Source organism: Chelatococcus reniformis, from assembly GCF_014640075.1.
GTDB classification, from domain to species: domain Bacteria; phylum Pseudomonadota; class Alphaproteobacteria; order Rhizobiales; family Beijerinckiaceae; genus Camelimonas; species Camelimonas reniformis.
The window spans coordinates 264,269-281,224 of the sequence record NZ_BMGG01000004.1 but is presented as its reverse complement, the minus strand read 5'-3'; the positions used below and the strand labels follow the sequence as shown (position 1 = coordinate 281,224).

General features: G+C 69.4%; 14 protein-coding genes. 11 read left to right on the top strand and 3 right to left on the bottom strand.

Annotated features, from left to right (window positions below; genetic code table 11):
• Positions 1 to 69: 69 nt before the first annotated feature.
• On the bottom strand, positions 70 to 1,989 hold the full coding sequence (gene ilvD, locus IEW34_RS12425) for a dihydroxy-acid dehydratase (RefSeq protein WP_188609501.1): 1,920 nt from the start codon (positions 1,987 to 1,989) through the stop codon (positions 70 to 72).
• A gap of 460 nt (positions 1,990 to 2,449) precedes the next feature.
• On the opposite strand from ilvD, the gene IEW34_RS12420 reads away from it, so the two are divergent.
• Positions 2,450 to 3,277, top strand: coding sequence for a MetQ/NlpA family ABC transporter substrate-binding protein (locus IEW34_RS12420; protein WP_373288250.1), 828 nt, complete (start codon positions 2,450 to 2,452; stop codon positions 3,275 to 3,277).
• A gap of 38 nt (positions 3,278 to 3,315) precedes the next feature.
• On the opposite strand, the gene IEW34_RS12415 is transcribed toward IEW34_RS12420, so the two are convergent.
• Positions 3,316 to 5,712 (bottom strand): molybdopterin-containing oxidoreductase family protein, encoded by a 2,397-nt coding sequence (locus IEW34_RS12415; RefSeq protein ID WP_188609500.1) that lies wholly within the window; start codon positions 5,710 to 5,712, stop codon positions 3,316 to 3,318.
• A gap of 447 nt (positions 5,713 to 6,159) precedes the next feature.
• Between IEW34_RS12415 and IEW34_RS12410 the strand changes: the two genes are divergently transcribed.
• From IEW34_RS12410 to IEW34_RS12365, 10 genes are all read left to right on the top strand, one after another.
• Entirely contained in the window at positions 6,160 to 7,341 is a 1,182-nt protein-coding gene (locus IEW34_RS12410) for an acyl-CoA dehydrogenase family protein (RefSeq protein ID WP_188609499.1), read from the top strand.
• A gap of 129 nt (positions 7,342 to 7,470) precedes the next feature.
• Positions 7,471 to 8,865, top strand: a complete 1,395-nt coding sequence (locus IEW34_RS12405; protein WP_188609498.1) for an LLM class flavin-dependent oxidoreductase — start codon at positions 7,471 to 7,473, stop codon at positions 8,863 to 8,865.
• 241 nt (positions 8,866 to 9,106) lie between these two features.
• Entirely contained in the window at positions 9,107 to 9,808 is a 702-nt protein-coding gene (locus IEW34_RS12400; protein ID WP_188609497.1) for a dienelactone hydrolase family protein, read from the top strand.
• Positions 9,809 to 9,858: 50 nt separating this feature from the next.
• A complete protein-coding gene (locus IEW34_RS12395; RefSeq protein WP_188609496.1) occupies positions 9,859 to 11,034 on the top strand; it encodes an ABC transporter substrate-binding protein in 1,176 nt (391 codons plus the stop codon).
• A gap of 263 nt (positions 11,035 to 11,297) precedes the next feature.
• Positions 11,298 to 12,146 carry a branched-chain amino acid ABC transporter permease gene (locus IEW34_RS12390; protein WP_188609495.1) on the top strand — a complete coding sequence of 283 codons (849 nt, stop codon included), beginning with the start codon at positions 11,298 to 11,300 and terminating at the stop codon, positions 12,144 to 12,146.
• Complete coding sequence (locus IEW34_RS12385; RefSeq protein WP_188609494.1) at positions 12,146 to 13,072, top strand: branched-chain amino acid ABC transporter permease; 927 nt, start codon at positions 12,146 to 12,148, stop codon at positions 13,070 to 13,072. Before IEW34_RS12390 ends, IEW34_RS12385 begins: the two co-directional genes overlap by 1 nt.
• The gene (locus IEW34_RS12380; RefSeq protein ID WP_188609493.1) at positions 13,069 to 13,842 is read left to right on the top strand and encodes an ABC transporter ATP-binding protein; all 774 of its coding nucleotides are present in this window, start codon (positions 13,069 to 13,071) and stop codon (positions 13,840 to 13,842) included. The genes IEW34_RS12385 and IEW34_RS12380 overlap by 4 nt, the downstream gene beginning before the upstream one ends.
• Positions 13,832 to 14,590, top strand: coding sequence for an ABC transporter ATP-binding protein (locus tag IEW34_RS12375; RefSeq protein WP_188609492.1), 759 nt, complete (start codon positions 13,832 to 13,834; stop codon positions 14,588 to 14,590). Before IEW34_RS12380 ends, IEW34_RS12375 begins: the two co-directional genes overlap by 11 nt.
• Before the next feature lie 14 nt (positions 14,591 to 14,604).
• Complete coding sequence (locus IEW34_RS12370; RefSeq protein WP_188609491.1) at positions 14,605 to 14,907, top strand: YdhR family protein; 303 nt, start codon at positions 14,605 to 14,607, stop codon at positions 14,905 to 14,907.
• A 35-nt stretch (positions 14,908 to 14,942) separates the two neighbouring features.
• Positions 14,943 to 16,238, top strand: a complete 1,296-nt coding sequence (locus IEW34_RS12365) for a hypothetical protein (RefSeq protein WP_188609490.1) — start codon at positions 14,943 to 14,945, stop codon at positions 16,236 to 16,238.
• A gap of 99 nt (positions 16,239 to 16,337) precedes the next feature.
• Here IEW34_RS12365 and IEW34_RS12360 read toward each other — a convergent pair whose 3' ends face one another.
• Positions 16,338 to 16,664, bottom strand: coding sequence for a hypothetical protein (locus IEW34_RS12360; RefSeq protein ID WP_188609489.1), 327 nt, complete (start codon positions 16,662 to 16,664; stop codon positions 16,338 to 16,340).
• Positions 16,665 to 16,956 lie beyond the last annotated feature (292 nt).

Genomic DNA, 16,956 nt, shown 5'->3' with positions numbered 1-16,956 from the left:
GGTCGCGTTCCCCAGTGGATGGATGGCCGGGTCAAGCCCGGCCATGACGGCTGAGGACGATCGGCCCCCCTACTCCCCCGGCTGCGGCGCCGGGGCCCGCGTCTCGCCCTGAAGCAGCCGCCCGGCCAGGCCGGGATCGGCCGGTGCGACCTGGGCGAGGTCGCGAACGGCACCCCTGGCCGCCGAGGTGACGAAGGCGGCATAGACCCGCAGCGCCGTCGACACGGCGCGCTCGCGCGGCTTGGGCGTCCACGCCGCCGCGCCCCGCGCCTCCATGCGGCGGCGCCGGTCGGCCAGTTCGTCGCCGGTGAGTTTGAGATGCACCGTCCGGGCCGGGACATCGAACTCGATCTCGTCGCCGTCCTCCACCAAGCCGATGGTGCCGCCGCCGGCGGCCTCCGGCGAGACGTGGCCGATCGACAGGCCGGAGGTCGCCCCGGAGAAGCGCCCGTCGGTCATCAGCGCGCAGGATTTGTCGAGTTTGAAGGCCTTCAGCATCGAGGTGAGCTTCAGCATCTCCTGCATGCCGGGGCCGCCCTTCGGCCCTTCGTAGCGCACCACCACGACGGTGCCGGGCGTCACGACGCGCGAGCCGATGGCGGAGGCCGCCTCGTTCTCGCTGTCGAACACCATGGCGCGCCCGGTGAACCGAAGCATGCTGGGATCGACGCCGGCGGTTTTCAGGATGCAGCCGTCGACGGCGAGATTGCCGTAGAGCACACCGAGCCCTCCATCGGTGGAATAGGCGTGCGCCATGTCGCGGATGCAGCCGCCCTCGCGGTCGAGGTCGAGGCTCGGATAGCGGCGCTCCTGCGAAAAGGCCTCGGTGGTGATCACCCCGCCCGGCGCCGCCGCATAGAGCTTTCGGATCTCGCGGTCCTCGGTGCGGCGGATGTCGTAGGTGTCGATGGCCTCGCCCATGGTCGGCGTGTGCACGGTTCCGACCTCCCGGTGCACGAGGCCTGCCCGGTCGAGCTCGCCCAGGAGCGCGAAGACGCCGCCGGCGCGGTGCACGTCCTCCATGAAATAGTCGGGGCTCGAGGGCGAGACCTTGCACAGGTGCGGGGTCACGCGGGAGATGCGGTCAATGTCGCTCATGGTGAAGTCGACCTTGCCCTCGTGGGCGGCCGCAAGCAGGTGCAGCACCGTGTTGGTGGAGCCGCCCATGGCCACGTCGAGCCGCATGGCGTTCTCGAAGGCCTTGAACGTGGCGATCGAGCGCGGCAGTACGCTGGCGTCTTCCTCCTGGTAGTAGCGCCGGCAGAGCTCGACGATCTGCCGGGCCGCCCGGAGGAACAGCCCCTTGCGGTCGGCGTGGGTGGCGAGCACGGAGCCGTTGCCGGGCAGCGACAGCCCGAGAGCCTCGGTCAGGCAGTTCATGGAATTGGCGGTGAACATGCCGGCGCAGGAGCCGCAGGTCGGGCAGGCATGCTCCTCGATGGCCGCCACCTTGTCGTCCGGTGCCGCCGGGTCGTGCTGGAGGATGAAGGCCTCGACGCCGGAGAAGCGCATCTCCTCGCCTTCCCACGTCATCTTGCCCGCCTCCATCGGGCCGCCCGAGACGAACACCGTCGGGATGTTGAGGCGCAGCGCTGCGAGCAGCATGCCGGGGGTGATCTTGTCGCAATTGGAGATGCACACCAGGGCGTCGGCGCGGTGGGCGTTGACCATGTACTCGACGCTGTCGGCGATGAGATCCCGCGAGGGCAGCGAATACAGCATGCCGTCGTGGCCCATGGCGATGCCGTCGTCGACCGCGATGGTGTTGAACTCCTTGGCGACGCCACCCGCCGCCTCGATCTCGCGCGCCACCAGCTGGCCGAGGTCCTTGAGATGCACGTGGCCCGGCACGAACTGCGTGAAGGAATTGGCGATGGCGACGATGGGCTTGCCGAAATCGCCGGTCTTCATGCCGGTGGCCCGCCACAGCGAGCGGGTGATGGTCACGTTGCGTCCGAACGTCACTTTGCGCGAGCGCAGCTCAGGCATGCGATCCTCCCACGAGATCGTTGATCGTTCCGGGATGTCGCGGCGGATCGCATGGATCGCGCCTCGCCCCCGTGTTGCGGCATCGCCCGACGCGAGCCGACCGGCCGCCTGCGAGCTTAGAGCGGAGGATAGGCCAGGACTGTCAAAAAGCGGACAGTTTGTTGGAGCGGTTTTAAAGTGGGCGGGACCTGCCCCGGCGGCCCTGCCGCGGCCCCGCTTCGATGGAAGCGAGGCGGCGGCGGGCGGGCTGTGGTGGGCGCCGCTCATGCGGCGACCCCATCGTGCGCCACGCCGATCAGATCGGCCGGCGCCGGCCCGGATGCTCCATGCTCCGCCGCAGTCGCTACGGGAATAAGAATTCGACCATATGACAATAAAACGAAATATAATATCCTTTACTACCAAACTTGATCTCATAATTTTGCCGTCGCAGGTCAAACGCCGGGGACGTCATCGCGTGATCACGTATTCAATGAAGCTCTTCGCCGCCGCGCTCGCGGCTGTCGGGACCCTGGCGGCCGCGCCGGTGGCGCGCGCCGAGGCGCCCGTCGCCAAGAAGGAGCTCAAGGTGGGCTTCGTGCCGGGCCCCTACATCGACGAGTTTCGCGTCGGCGTCGAGCCGTGGCTGACGAAGCGGGGCTATACGGTCAAGTATTACAACTTCAGCGCCGGCCTTGAGGCCAACAACGCGGTGTTCAAGGACGAGATAGACGCCAACGTGATGCAGCACACGGTCTATCTGAACGCCTACAACGACCGCAACAAGACCGACCTCGCCGGCATCGTTCACGTCCCGACGCCGCCCATGGGCCTCTATTCCAGGGCCTACAAGGCCGCCGCCGACGTGAAGGCGGGCGCCACGGTCGCGGTGCCGAGCGATCCGGTCAACCTGGAACGGGCGCTGAAGATCCTGCGCGACCTCGGCTGGATCGAACTGAAGAGCAACGGCAATCCGGTCGACGTGACCGAGCTCGACGTCATCAAGAACCCCAGGGGCGTGAAGATCGTGCCGCTCGAGGCAGCGCAGGCGCCGCGCGCACTGGACGACGTCGAGCTCGCCGCGGTCCAGGGCAACTTTGCCATCTTCAGCGGTTTGAAGCTGTCCGAGGCGCTGGCGCTGGAGAAGATGACGACGCCCTACATCAACGTGGTGGCGATCCGCAAAGGCAACGTCGACACGGCCTGGGCCAGGGACATCGCAGCCGCCTACAAGTCGGACGACTTCAAGGCGGCCATCCGCGCCGACCGCTTCTACGATGGCTTCCGGCTGCCGGACTACTTCGATTAAACGACCCGATCGCGGAGGCCCGGGGAGGAGGCTTGCGCTCAGGGTCCCCAGTCCTGGCCTCCCTCCCCGCGCGGGCGCGCCGCCACCGCCACGATCTCGCAGAGAGAGGAGCGCAGACCCGTAGAGCCGCTGACCGGGTCCGCTGCCCGGTCCGAGATCAGGCTGTTGTAGTTCGCGCCCCCCTCGGCGAGCGGATCGTAGGCCGGCAGGCCGAGCTCGGCACTGCCCTGCCACCAGCCGTACTGGGCCGAGACCACCCGCGGGTCGAGCCCGGCATCGAGCCTGGCGCGCATGCGCACGCGGCCATTGGCAGTGCGGATCTCCACCCAGTCGCCGGCGCCGATGCCTCGTGCAGCCGCGGTGTCCGGGTTGAGGCTCACCTCCGGGTCCGGCATCCGGCGGCGAAGCGACGGGATGTGCCGATACTGGCCGTGGCAGTAATGCACGACCTTGGCCGACGTCAGCACCAGCGGGAAGGCGCTGGCCAGCGGCGAGGCCGGCGACAGGGCCGGCTCGACGAAGCGCGGCAGCGGATCCTGCCCGATGTCGCGCAGGGCGGACGAGAACACCTCGATGCGCCCCGTCGGCGTGCGGAAACCCTCGTCGCGATAGCGGAAATAGCGCGGCGCGCCGTCGAAACTCACGCCCTCCGGCCGACTGCGCAACGTCTCCAGCGACACGCCCGACGGCTCCAGCACCGCCGCCAGGCCGGCGTCCATGTCGCCGTTCCAGAAGCGGTCGCCCAAGCCGAGGCGCTGGGCGAGGTCGAAGACGATGCGTCCGTCGGAGCGCGCCTCGCCGCGGCTGTCGATGACGGCCGGACGCAGCTGGATCAGGTTCTCCGCGCGCTGGCTGCCCTCGAAGCCGACGCGCAGGCCCTCGCGCTCCCAAGGGGTGTTCACGGGCAGGAAGATGTCGGCGAAGGTTGCCGTGGGCGACATCACGACGTCGGTCTGGACGTGGAAGTCGAGCCCGGCCAGTGCCTTGGCCCCACGCGCGCCATCCGCGTGGGTGACGATGAAATTGCGGCCGAAGCCGACCATGGCGCGGATGGGATAGGGCCTGCCGTCGATGATGGCGTCGTAGAGCGCGTCCGACCCCACCCAGCCGTTGCGGCCGGGTCCGAGGGGCGAACGGGCCAGCTCGATGCACTTGCCCCGCTGCGCCTCGCTCATGAACGCGGCGCCGGAGACGTCGGCCCCCTTCGCGCGGGTGAACTCGACGTTGCCGCCGGGCGCGTCGAAGCTCCCGGTCAGCGCCATCAGCAGGGCGAGGGCCCGGTCGGTCTGGGTGGCGTTGGTGTGCTGGCCAAGCCCCGACCAGGCGTAGTAGCTCACCGGGCGCGCCTCGAAAATGAGGCGCGCCGTCCGCCGCACCTGCTCGGCCGGCACCCATGCCTCGCGCTCCACCCGCTCGGGCGGATAGTCCGCGCAGAGATCGCGGTAGAGCGCGAAGGCCGAGCGGCAAGCCAAGGGCGCGCCGTCGGTGCCCATGAGCGTCGCGGCAGCGTCGAGTAGCGGCACCGCGCCGCCGGCGTAGGTGCCCCTGGCCGGCGCATAGCCAATCGCCGCGCCATCCGCGGCGCCGATGGCCACGAGGTCGCCCCACCCGGCACCGGGCGGCGGCACGGCGAGATCGCCGGCGCGCAGGAGTTGGTTGGTATCGGCCCGCACCAGCAGGGGACCGTTGCTCCAGTCGCGCATGAAATCGGCGTCGTACCGGCCGTTGGCGATCATCTCGCCCGCGATGGCGAGCGCCAGCATCCCGTCCGCGCCCGGGCGCACCCGCAGCCATTCGTCGGCGCGGGCGGCAAAGCCGGCGCGGCGCGGATCGACCACCACCAGCCGCGCGCCGCGGGCGCGGGCGGCGCTGACGGCGGTGGCATGGTCGAGCCAGGCCGCGCTCGGGTTGTGGCCCCACAGCACCACGCAGTCCGTCTTCTCGAAATCCGGCGAGGCGATGCCGCGGCCGAAGGTGAAGGCGTGGGCGTGGTCCTTGTGCCAGTTGCAGATCTCGGTGCCGTAGGCGGTGTTGGGGCTGCCGAAAGCGTTGATGAAGCGCTCGATCCACCGCAGGTCGTCGGCGATCGGCGTGCCGCTGGGCGTCGTCAGGCCGAACACCACCGCCTCGGGCCCGTGCGCCTCGCGGATGCGCGCCAGCGCCGCGGCGGTCTCGTCGAGTGCCTCATCCCAGGAGATGCGCTGCCAGCCGGGGTCGGGATCGCCCTTGGGGCGCGTGCGCCGCAGCGGGTAGAGCTGGCGCTCGGGGCTGTAGACGATCTCCGGCGCCGCCTTGCCCTTCACGCACAGCGCCTTGCCGGTGGGATGGGCGGGGTTGGGCTCCTGGCCGACGAGGCGACCGTCGCGGGTGACGAGGATGGCGCCGCAGCGCGACTTGCACAGGGCGCAAAAGCCGGGGGTTCGGGTCTCGGTCATTCCGGTGCCGCATGCTCCGTCGTCAACGCCTCCCGGCCGACCGGGCCGGTCCAGCGGCGATGCGGACGGCAGTATGCCCCATGGCGCCCGGCTGCTCCACCCTCCCACCTGGACGCCCGATCGCGCCGCGGGATGCCGCGGGCGCCGGGCCGCGGCTGTCGATCGGCAGGCCCGGATCGGCGGCCGCGCGACTGCCGGCTTCCCGGTCCATGCTCAGTCGACGCGGGCTGCGCGCCCCCGCGACGGACCACGCGCCTCCACCTTCGCCCTTCCAAAAAAATGACCTGAATTCATGGCCTGATCGAACATTTTGTTCCCGCCGCGCCCGACACAACGGAATTGAATTCTACTGATCGAAGCTCATCCATCTGTTAGCGTCAGCAATACTTCACTAGCGTGGAGAGCGTCGCGGCGGCAGCGGGCGTCGGCCGCGAACGGACCACGGGCATGAGCTTCGACCTCGACACGTCTGATCCCTATCTCGCCGCGGCGGCTGTGCTGCGCGAACGTTTTGCCGTGGATGCGGTGGCGCGCGACAAGCAGGGCGGCCGGCCCGCGGAGCAGCTCGAGCTGCTGCGGGCGAGCGGGCTGCTGAGCCTCACCATTCCCACCGCTTATGGCGGCCAGGGGCAGCCCTGGTCGACAGCGTTCCGCATCACCCGCGAATTCGCCAAGGTCGACGGCTCGTTCGGACACCTCTTCGGCTACCACTTCGGCTCGGTCCACGGCGCCTATCTCGGCGGCAGCCCCGAGCAGGCCGCCGATCTCTACCGGCGCGCGGCGGCCGGGAACTGGTTCTGGGGCAACGCCCGCAACAGCTTCTCCCGGACGCTGTTCGGCCGCCGTGACGGCGCCCACTACGTGCTCGACGGCTACAAGCCGTTCACCTCCGGCTCCCACATCGCCGACTATTTGCAGATTTCCTGGCTCGACCCGAGCGGACAGGAGTTCACCCTGGCGGCGATTCCGACCGATCGCGCCGGCCTCACCATCCACCACGACTGGGACGGTATTGGGCAGCGCCAGACCGGCAGCGGACGCGTCAGCTTCGACGGCGTTCGCGTCCACGAGAGCGAAGTCCTCGACGGCCGCCGCCACGCGGGCAGGCCGTTTCAGTCGGTCGGCGTGCTGTTGCAGCAGAGCACGCTGCTCAACGTCTTCATCGGCAGCGCCCAGGGGGCCTTGATCGCGGCTCGCGACTACACGCGCGAGCACTCACGCCCGTGGATCTACTCGGGCGTCGCCAAGCACACCGAGGATCCGTGGGTGAAACGCACCTACGACGACCTCTACATCAGGACCCAGGCCGCGACCCTGCTGGCCGACCGCGCCTTGAACGCTCTCGACCAGGCCTGGGGGCGCGGCTTCGACCTGACGGAGAGCGAGCGCGGCGAGGCCGCGATCGCCGTGGCCGCCGCCAATGCGCTGGCCGGCGAGACCGCGCTCGAGGTGACGAGCAAGATCTTCGAGGTCATGGGCGCCCGCTCGGCCACGACCAGCAACGGTTTCGACCGCTTCTGGCGCAACGTGCGCATCCATGCGCTGCGCAACCCGGCCGAATACAAGATCCGCAACGTCGGGACGTGGTTCCTCGACGGGACCTATCCCGAGCCCGGAATCTTCCAATAGCGCCGCGCGCTCGCTCATCCACGGGCGCGCGGCGCTCATGCTCTGGCAACCTCATCCGACCGGGCTGAAGCCAGCCTGCGCCAAGCGGCGTCGTCTGAGCCGCGCGGCCACACACCAAAGGATCCGTCCGTGCCCAAGCAGATTCGCGTCAACGGTTTCGCCATCCACGCCCCGGTGCATCTGTCGCCAGGCCTGTGGACGCACCCGCGCGACCGCTCGCTGGAGTTCAACACGCTCGATTACTGGATCGATGTCGCCCGCATCATGGAGCGCGGCAAGTTCGATGCCCTGTTCATCGCCGACGGCATCGGCATCCACGACATCTACGGCGGCAACGCGGATGTCGCCCTGCGCAGCGGCGTGCAGGTGCCCAAATACGATCCCATGCTGCTCGTCTCGGCGCTCGCCAACGCCACCGAGCACCTCGGCTTCGGCATCACCGCGTCGGTATCCTACGAGCCGCCCTTCACGCTGGCGCGCCGCTTCTCGACGCTCGACCACCTCACCGGGGGTCGCATCGCCTGGAACGTGGTGACCGGCTATTCGGCTGCCGCCTCGCGCGCCGTCGGCCGGCCCGGGATCAACGCCCACGACCTGCGCTACGACATCGCAGACGAGTTCCTGGAGGCGGTCTACAAGCTCTGGGAAGGCAGCTGGGAGGATGGCGCGGTGCTGCGCGACAAGGTCGGCCGCGCCTTCGCCGATCCCAGCAAGATCCACCGGATCGAGCATCGCGGCGAGCACTTCCAGTTCGAGGCGATCCATCTCGTCGACCCCTCGCCGCAGCGCACGCCCTTCCTGTTCCAGGCCGGCGCCTCCAATCGGGGCCGCGAGTTCGCGGCCAGCCACGCCGAAGCGGTGTTTCTCGGCGATTCCTCGAAGGCGGCCGCGGCGGCGACCGTCGCCGACATCCGGCGCCGGGCCACAGCACGCGGCCGCGACCCCTACGACATCCGCTTCTACGGGCTGATCACCGTCATCGTCGGGGCGACCGAAGCGGAGGCCCAGGCCAAGCTCGCCGACTACCTGGGCTACGTCGATCACGAAGGGGCGCTCGCCCTGTTCTCCGGCTGGACCGGCATCGACCTGTCGGCCTACGCCCTCGACGATCCCTTCCCGATCATCCGCAAGGACAACGCCGTCACTTCGATGATTGACGCCTTTGCCCATTCCGAGAAGGCGTGGACCATACGCGAAGTCATCGAGCACACCACCATCGGCGGGCGCGGGCCGTTGGCCATCGGCTCGCCCGAGCAGGTCGCCGACGAGCTGCAGGCCTGGGTCGCCGAGACCGACATCGACGGCTTCAACCTGAGCTACGCCATCACACCGGACGGCTATGCCGATTTCGTCGACCTCGTCGTGCCCGAGTTGCAGCGCCGCGGCGTCTACCCGACGGACTATGCACCGGGCACCCTGCGCGAAAAGGTGTTCGGCAAGGCCGCCCGACTGCCCGAGGCCCATCCCGCTGCCCGGCAGCGCGTCCAGCCCGCAGCCGCCGCGCGGGTGACGGCGCCGGCGTGAGCCCTTCGAACAATCTCCGGTCAACTAGAAATTATTCTATTCAGATCTACAAATAGAAGTATGATATTCTACATATAACTATAAATTTGGATCGGAAAATCATTGACCTCGCAGGTCATACAGATGAACTTTCCCACCCATCCGGGCCGTCCCGCCCGACCAAACTGAACATCCGCTCGTCCATCATGCGCACGCCGATTGCGGCCGGGCGATGAGGGCCTGTGCTGACCGACGGATTGCCATGACCGGTTTCATCACGCTGACCAGCAAGGGCGGCCGCCCCTTCGAGGCCTTTCTGGCGACGCCGGAGACGCCGAATGGCGGCGGCCTCGTCATCCTGCCGGAGGTTTACAACGTCAACGCCTGGGCCAGGGGCGTTGCGGCGCGCTACGCCGCGCAGGGCTACACGGTGCTCGTGCCTGATCTGTTCTGGCGCCAGGAACCCGGCGTCCATCTGGACTACGATCAGCCGGAGCGGGCCCGCGCGCAGGGCGAGGAGGTCGACGTCGACGGCGTCGTCAGCGATCTCGGGCCCCTGGCGGCCTGGCTGCGCGCGCGCTTGGGCGAGGGCGCGAGGGTCGGCGTCGTCGGCTTCTGCCTCGGCGGCCGCATCGCCCTACTCGGCGGCGTACGCGAGCCCGTCGACGCCGTGGTCTCCTACTACGGCGTCAAGCTCGACCAGCACCTCGACGAGCTCGGCCGCCTCACGGTGCCGGCGCTGGTCTACTTCGGCGCCGACGATCCCTGGATTCCGGCCGAGACCGTGAACGCGGTGAAGGCGCTCTTCCGGCAAAGCCCCAACGTGAGCTTCTTCCGCTATGCGGGCACCGGCCACGGCTTTGCCCGCGAGGGCTATGCGCCCTACCGGCCCGCCGCAGCGGCGCTGGCAGAGCAGCGTGCGCTCGAGCTCTTCGCGGACAAGATCGCGGCCACGCCCACCTGAGCGAAGGCTCCCTAACGACCAGTCCCGACCTTCCCCGAGATGGAGCCCCCATGTTGCGCCTGATCAGGCATGCGGCGCTTGCCGCGACCATCCTCTCCGCCATCGCCGGCGCTGCCGGCGCGCGGGCCCAAGCGCAGGAGACGCTCAAGATCGGCGTCCTGGGCACGCTCACCGGCCCCGGCGCCACCTGGGGCCTCGCCATCGACGGCGGCGCCCGCATCGCCGCCGACGAGGTCAACGCCAAAGGCGGGCTGAAGGTCGGCGACAAGGCCTACAAAGTCGAGATCGTCGCCTACGACGACCAGTACAAGGCGGCCTCGGCCGTCACCGCACTCAACCGGCTCGCCGGCCCTGACGGCGTGCGCTTCGTCCTCGGCCCGATCGGCTCGGCCTCCCTGCTCGCGATCAAGCCTATCACCGAGCGCGACAAGATCGTGCTGTTTACGGCGAGTTGGTCGGCCGCCGTGCTCAAGGACAGCAACTACATCTTCCGCGTCGGCCCGACGACGCAGGAGTTCGCGCCGGCGACCATCGCCTGGCTGAAGCGCACTCATCCCGCCGTCAAGCGCATCGCCACCGTGTCGGCCAACGACGAGACCGGCTGGAACAGCCAGCGCATCCAGAAGGAGGCCTATGGCAAAGCCGGTCTCGAGGTGGTGGCGGCCGAGCACTTCGAGCGCCAGCAGACCGACTTCCGCGCGCTGCTGACCAAGCTGCTGGCTGCCAAGCCGGACAGCATCGAGCTCGACACCACACCGCCGCCGACCGCCGGCCTGATCATCCGCCAGGCACGCGAACAGGGTTACAAGGGCTTGTTCACCAAGTTCGGCGGCTTCGATGTGGCCGAGATCGTGCGCACCGCCGGGGCCGACTATGCGGAGGGCGTCGTCGGCATCTCCCAGGGCGATCCAGCCAGCCCCGAATGGGCGCGGCTGCGCGAGGCGTACGCCAAGCACCACAAGAACGAGATGGGCGATTTCGTCTTCCTGTTCTATGACGCCGCCCGCCTCCTGTTCGCCGGCATCGAGAGGGCCGGCACCGCAACCGACGTGGACAAGGTGGTGAAGGCGATCGAGCAGTCCGCCCCCTTCCCCGGCACGGTGGGCCCGCTCACCTGGGGCGGCAAGGAGGCCTACGGGGTCGACCACCAGATCTACACGCCGCTCTACCTGGTCGCCATCCAGGAGGGGGCCGGCCGGGTGATCGGCAAGGTCGACCTTCAGTAGAAGCAAGCTTTTCCGCGCGCGGTGTGGACCGTGAGAGGACAAGCGCTACGATTTCCGTCTTATGTGCGCGTCATGGCCGGGCTTGACCCGGCCATCCATCCACTCAGCAACACTGCCATAGAGCCCGCACTGCGCGTCACAAATTTTCCCGGCAGATGGATGGCCGGGTCAAGCCCGGCCATGACGTAGCTTAAGGCTTCCCGCCTACTTGTTCAGACACCAGCGTTTGGCCAGAGGCCGATTCACGCAGAATTATTGGCGCCATGTTTCAGCAATTCCTCGTCATTATGGCGCTTTCGGCGGCCATCTACATGCTGCTGGCGCTCGGCTTCACGTTGATCTTCGGTGTCATGCGCGTGGTCAACTTCGCCCATGGCGAGTTCGTCATGCTGGGTGCCTATGCGCTCTACGTGGTGCAGGACGTGCTGGGTGTCGGCTACGCCGCGGCGCTGCCGCTGGCGGCGCTCGTCGCGGGCCTCGTCGGCGTCGTCTGCGAGCGGCTGGTGTTCCGGCGCTTCGTCGGCGACGAGATCGGCAGCATGATCGTGGCGCTGGCGCTCGCGGTCACACTCAAGGGGGCCGTGACCGCCGTGTTCGGCACCGACGGGCCAAGCATCGCCCGGCCGATCAGCGGCGTCGTCACGCTGGGCGGGGCCGTCATCCCCAAGGACCAGCTGTTCGCCGCGGCGGTGGCCCTGGTCCTCGTCGCGCTCACCCACCGCCTGCTGGTCGCCACCCGGCTCGGGCTCGCCATGCGCGCCGTGGCGCAGGATGCGGAGGCCGCGCGCCTGCAGGGCATGCGGCCATGGACCACCTACCCCGCGGCCTTCGCCGTGGGCTGCGCGCTCGCCGGCTTCGCTGGCGCGCTGACGGCGCCAATCTACGGCGCCGCGCCCGACATGGGCGACGCCGCCCTGATGAAGGCATTCGTCGTCGTCGTCCTCGGCGGCCTCGGCAGCATCCCCGGCGCGCTGATCGCCGCCCTGCTGCTGGGCGCGCTCGATGCCGGCATCTCGATCCTCTTCGATCCGACGCTCGCCGCCCTCGCCTCCTTCGGCGCCGTGATCGCCGTGCTGCTGTTCAGGCCATCCGGCATCCTGGGGAGAGCGTGATGGGGCGCGCCGCAACCGCCGTTGCCGCGCTCGCCGCGGCAGCGATCGCCCTGGCGCCGTTCCTCGCCGGCGACGGTTTTGTCTACCACGTGGCCATCCTGGTCGCGATCGAGGGGCTGCTGGCGGTGAGCCTCCACCTCACCTTGCGCATCGGCCAGCTCTCTCTGGCCCAGGGCGGCTTCATGGGCATCGGCGCCTATGCCTCGGCGCTGCTGGCGCGGGACGCAGGCCTCCCCTTCCCCCTGGCGCTCGTCGGCGCAGTCGTTATCGCGGCGGCGATCGCGGCAGCGCTCGGCACGGTGATCCTGCGCGTGCGAGGAGTGCAGTTCGCGCTGCTGACCTTCGGCCTGGGGGAGGCAATCGTGCTCATCTTCGTCGAGTTCGTGGTGCCCTTCGGCGGCAACAACGGGCTCATGGGCATCCCGCCCGCGTCGCTCGGCCCGTTGTCTCTGCAAGCGCGCCCCGCCTTCTACGGCTTCGCGCTCGCCGTCGTGTTCCTCGTCCTCCTTGCGGTGCGGGGATTGCTCGCCGGCACGCCGGGGATGGTGCTGCGGAGCCTGGCGGACAACGAGCCTCTGAGCCGGTCGCTCGGCACCGACGAGCTCGCCTGGCGCCGGCTGGTGTTCGCAGCGAGCGCGGCGGTGGCCGCCATCTCCGGCAGCCTCTACGCCCACTACCTCGGCTATATCTCGCCCGAGGCCTTCAACGTCGGCGCGACGGTGAAGGCGCTGATCATGAACGTCGTCGGCGGCGTCGGTCTGCTCGCCGGCCCCCTCATCGGCGCGCTGATCCTGGTGCCGCTGCCTGAGCTGTTCCGCGCCAGCGTGCGCTATCAGCAACTGCTCTACGGCCTGTCGCTGCTGGCGCTGATGCTGTTTTTGCCGCGCGGGCTCGGCGGCCTCCTCGCCGGGCGGAGCCGCCCATGACGGCACAGCTCGAGCTCCGCAATCTCAGCCGTCACTTCGGCGGCATACGGGCCGTCGACGGCGTGTCCTTCGCCATCGCGCCCGGCCGCATCACCGGGCTGGTCGGGCCCAACGGCGCCGGCAAGTCGACCCTGTTCAACGTCGTCACCGGCACGATCCGCCCCAGCGGTGGAACGGTGCTGTTCGAGGGACGGCCGCTCGCGGCCGGCCAGCCCGGCGCCATGGCGCGCCGCGGCCTGATCCGCAGCTTCCAATCGACCATGAGCTGGCCGGAGCTCGGCGTGCGCCGGCACCTGGAGCAGGCGGCGCTGTTGCGCGCGCTCGCCGCACCCCGCCTCCTGCTGCGCCGCGGACGCATCGCCGAGGCGCGGCGGCGGGCAGCGCGGCTGGCCGACGACATCCTGGAGTTCACCGGCCTCGCCGCCGTGGCCGAGGCCCCCGTCGCCACCCTGCCCTACGGCTCGCAGAAGATCGTCGGCGTGGCCATGGCCCTCGCCGCCGAGCCCACCCTGCTGCTCGCCGACGAACCCGCCGCCGGCCTCAACGGCGCCGAGACGCTGGCCATGGAGGCGCTGCTGCGCCGCATCCACCGAGAACGCGGCGTCTCGCTGGTCGTCGTCGAGCACGACCTGCCGATGATCATGCGCCTCTGCGACCGCCTCATCGCGCTCGCCGACGGCCGCGTCATCGCCGACGGGACGCCCGCCGAGGTCCGTCGCTCGCGCCACTTCATCGAGGCCTATCTGGGGAGCGACGCCGATGCGGCTTGAGCTCGACAGCGTCGGCCTGCGCTATGGCCCCGTCACCGCTCTCAGCGACGTGACGTTGACGGTCGCCACCGGCACCACCGCCGCCGTGATCGGCGCCAACGGCGCGGGCAAGTCGTCGCTGCTGCGGGCCATCGCCGGCCTCGAGCCGCTGGCCGCGGGGCGGATCGTGGCGGACGGCGCCGATCTCGCCCGGCTCGATACGGAGGCCCGCATCCGCCTCGGCATCGCGCTGTCGCCGGAGGGCCGCCGACTGTTCCCGGAGATGAGCGCCGCCGACAACCTGCGGGCCGGCGCCTTCACGCGCCGCGCCGGGCCAGCGGTGCGGCGCGATCTCGACCGGGTCTACACGCTGTTTCCGCGACTGGCCGAGCGGCGCGCCAGCCTCGCCCGCAACCTCTCCGGCGGCGAGCAGCAGATGTGCGCCATCGGCCGGGCGGTGATGTCCGAGCCGCAGTTGCTGCTGCTCGACGAGCCGTCACTGGGCCTGGCGCCCAAGGTGGTCGGCGATATGGCGCGCGCCATCGCCACCATCGCCGCGTCCGGCGTCACGGTGCTGCTGGCCGAGCAGAACTCCCGGCTGGCGTTGTCGCTCGCCCAGACCGGCCATGTCTTCGAAGCGGGGCGCCTGGCGCGCTCCGGCCCTGCGGCCGCGCTGTTGAACGACGGCGACGTGCTGCGCGCCTATCTCGGCGAGGAGGTCGCCTCCCCACCGGCCGGGCCGATCCCGGCCGTTCCCCTGCCCCTTTGAGGAAAGGACAACCCATGCCCGTGCTCCTGATCGTCAGCTATGTGCCGAGCGAAGCGCAGGAGGCCATTGCGGCCGCCGACCGCCGCGCCTCGGCCGAGCGCATCAACGCCCTCGACGGCTTCCGCTGGAAGTTCTGGGTGCGCGAGGCGGCCGCCGGCACCCGCGGCGGCGTCTATCTCTTCGACAGCCTGGAGGCCGCCCGCGCCTGGGGCGAGCCGACCCGGGAGCGCCTGAGCGCCGCCGGCGGGCGCGAGGTCACCATTCGCTACCTCGACTTCGACGAGGCTCTCAGCGCCGTCAACCACGCCCCGTTCTGACGGCGCTGCGCTCCCCGGGACAGGAAGGATCGGCCATGGCCACGACGCCCAAGGACTATGCGCGCGCCCTGCAGTCGCTCGCCCGCTTTCCGTTGCTCGACGCCCTCTACGGCCGCCGCTCGCGGCGCTTCGGCCGCGGCATGGAGATCCCCGACGGCCCCCTGGCCTATCGCTCCAAAGAGGAGCCCAAGGCGCTGAGCGAGATCGAGCGCGCGCTCCTGATCGCGGCCGGCGCCGGCTTGAGCGGCTGGAACCTCGGCATTCCCCATACGCCGTCGGGGACCGCCGACACCGGCTGCAACTACACCGTCCGGCCGATCGGGCGAACCTTCCCGAGCGGCGCCGCCGCGCAGGGCTCGGAGCTGCTGATCACCGACGACAGCGGCAGCTACATCACGCGCTTCCGCGACCTCGATCCGGACGCCATCCGCGAATACCAGGGGGCCGACGATCTGGAGCGCCTGCTCGCCATCGTCCGCGACAACACGGTGAAGCTGAGCGAGGCCCGGGTCGAGCTGCCGCGCGAGTTCCCCCACGTCTCCGCCCATAACCGATGGGTCGCCAACCGCCCGGGGACGTCGCTGTTCATCCCGGTCGGCGACCAGGTGGAGTCGCTCTTCAACCAGCTCTGGATCCGCAGCGGCGAGGGTGTCCTGGTCGTCGACCCGCGCGACAAGCGGGTGCTCGGCAAGCCGGACAGGCTGATCCGGGCGGGCGTGCTGTACGAGGACCGCAAGGTGCCGCTGCCGGTCATCGAGGGCGCCTCGCGCACCAGCGTCGCGGCCGAGCTCTCCATCGCCGCCTACAACATCCACCTCCTGGAGCAGGCGATCGGGCTCGGCGGCTGGCTGTTCTCCGGGCTGAACGTCAATGCCCTGCTCGGCGCCAGCGCCGAGCAGGGCATTCCCGGCTTCGGCTTCCGCTTCGCCCGCAATCCCGCCTGGCTCCAGCCCAACCCGGTTGGCCTCGACGGCCTGTTCGAGCCGCTGGTGCCCCCTTACGTGCGCGACATGCAGGAAGCGGCGGAGCGCTTCGCGACGCGCAAATTCGGGCCCAACGGCAACCACGAGCCCTGGCGGCCCGGCCCCTTCCGCGACAACGCCGGGGTCAAGGCGCGCATCGAGCGCTACGACACCGCCTTCGTGGACTATCTCGGCAGCCTGGCGCAGGACATCTGGGACACGTATGGCAAATTCCCGGCGACGCAGCCCTCGGTCGGCATCGCCGTCTACACCCAGGCCCAGCATATCGACCTGGAGTTCTATGACACGTTCTACGCCGAGGGGGCCTATCTGCCGACGCACGCCGAGCATTCCGAGGTCTGGGATTGAGCCAATGTGACCGGCCGTCGGCACCGGCGACCTCAAATAAAGTAAAGTATAGTGCTCGACCCAATCAGAGCACCCGCGCATGCGACCGACGGCGCCAACCTAACAGGCTGTCGACGACGTGGACCAAGGGCGGGCGACGAAGGGGATGTCATCGCCGGCGTGGAAGCTGATTTCGCCCCGAAGCGAGCTGTCTGGCTGGAGTTCGGCCAATCCCTCCTCGGATGCCTCGTCCATCTCGTCGTTGCCGTTCCAAGCAAACTCGACCGCGTCGCCTTTGGCTCCGTGTGCGAATGATCCGGTGACGCAGCCGAAGACGAAAGCACCGCCACGGGCTTCGATGAGGATGTAGGCCGGCTCTACCATGTCGGCGCAATCGTCCTCGTAGCCCGGCAGCTCGACGATCCGCCACTTGCCCAGGATGCTCATGCGCTGACCGCGCCGGCAGCTGACAAGATCACCCCCGACTCATGCAGGCGTCGTAGATCTGCTTTCCGTAGCTGCGGCAGGAATTCATGTCTCGGTCGCAATTGAGCGCCTTATTGCCCTTCACGGCTTTCGTGGCCTCCGCGCGGCAGGCCTGAGGCTTCGAGACGGTGTTTGGCGCTTGGGCGAGGGCGTTCGAGACCAGGAGAATGAGAAGTGCCGAAACTGCAAGCTGTCGCATGATGCCTCCGACGAACGGTTCGGCGGGATCGTCCCACCGGCGACGCAAGGGGTC

Excerpts from the sequence above, each read along its gene's own strand:
- IEW34_RS12385 (WP_188609494.1), top strand. The coding sequence starts at position 12,146 with ATGGGGCGCGCCGCAACCGCCGTTGCCGCGCTCGCCGCGGCAGCGATC.
- IEW34_RS12410 (WP_188609499.1), top strand. The coding sequence starts at position 6,160 with ATGAGCTTCGACCTCGACACGTCTGATCCCTATCTCGCCGCGGCGGCT.
- IEW34_RS12365 (WP_188609490.1), top strand. The coding sequence starts at position 14,943 with ATGGCCACGACGCCCAAGGACTATGCGCGCGCCCTGCAGTCGCTCGCC.
- IEW34_RS12375 (WP_188609492.1), top strand. The coding sequence starts at position 13,832 with ATGCGGCTTGAGCTCGACAGCGTCGGCCTGCGCTATGGCCCCGTCACC.
- IEW34_RS12395 (WP_188609496.1), top strand. The coding sequence starts at position 9,859 with ATGTTGCGCCTGATCAGGCATGCGGCGCTTGCCGCGACCATCCTCTCC.
- IEW34_RS12415 (WP_188609500.1), bottom strand. The coding sequence starts at position 5,712 with ATGACCGAGACCCGAACCCCCGGCTTTTGCGCCCTGTGCAAGTCGCGC.
- IEW34_RS12400 (WP_188609497.1), top strand. The coding sequence starts at position 9,107 with ATGACCGGTTTCATCACGCTGACCAGCAAGGGCGGCCGCCCCTTCGAG.
- IEW34_RS12370 (WP_188609491.1), top strand. The coding sequence starts at position 14,605 with ATGCCCGTGCTCCTGATCGTCAGCTATGTGCCGAGCGAAGCGCAGGAG.
- IEW34_RS12360 (WP_188609489.1), bottom strand. The coding sequence starts at position 16,664 with ATGAGCATCCTGGGCAAGTGGCGGATCGTCGAGCTGCCGGGCTACGAG.
- IEW34_RS12380 (WP_188609493.1), top strand. The coding sequence starts at position 13,069 with ATGACGGCACAGCTCGAGCTCCGCAATCTCAGCCGTCACTTCGGCGGC.
- ilvD (WP_188609501.1), bottom strand. The coding sequence starts at position 1,989 with ATGCCTGAGCTGCGCTCGCGCAAAGTGACGTTCGGACGCAACGTGACC.
- IEW34_RS12390 (WP_188609495.1), top strand. The coding sequence starts at position 11,298 with ATGTTTCAGCAATTCCTCGTCATTATGGCGCTTTCGGCGGCCATCTAC.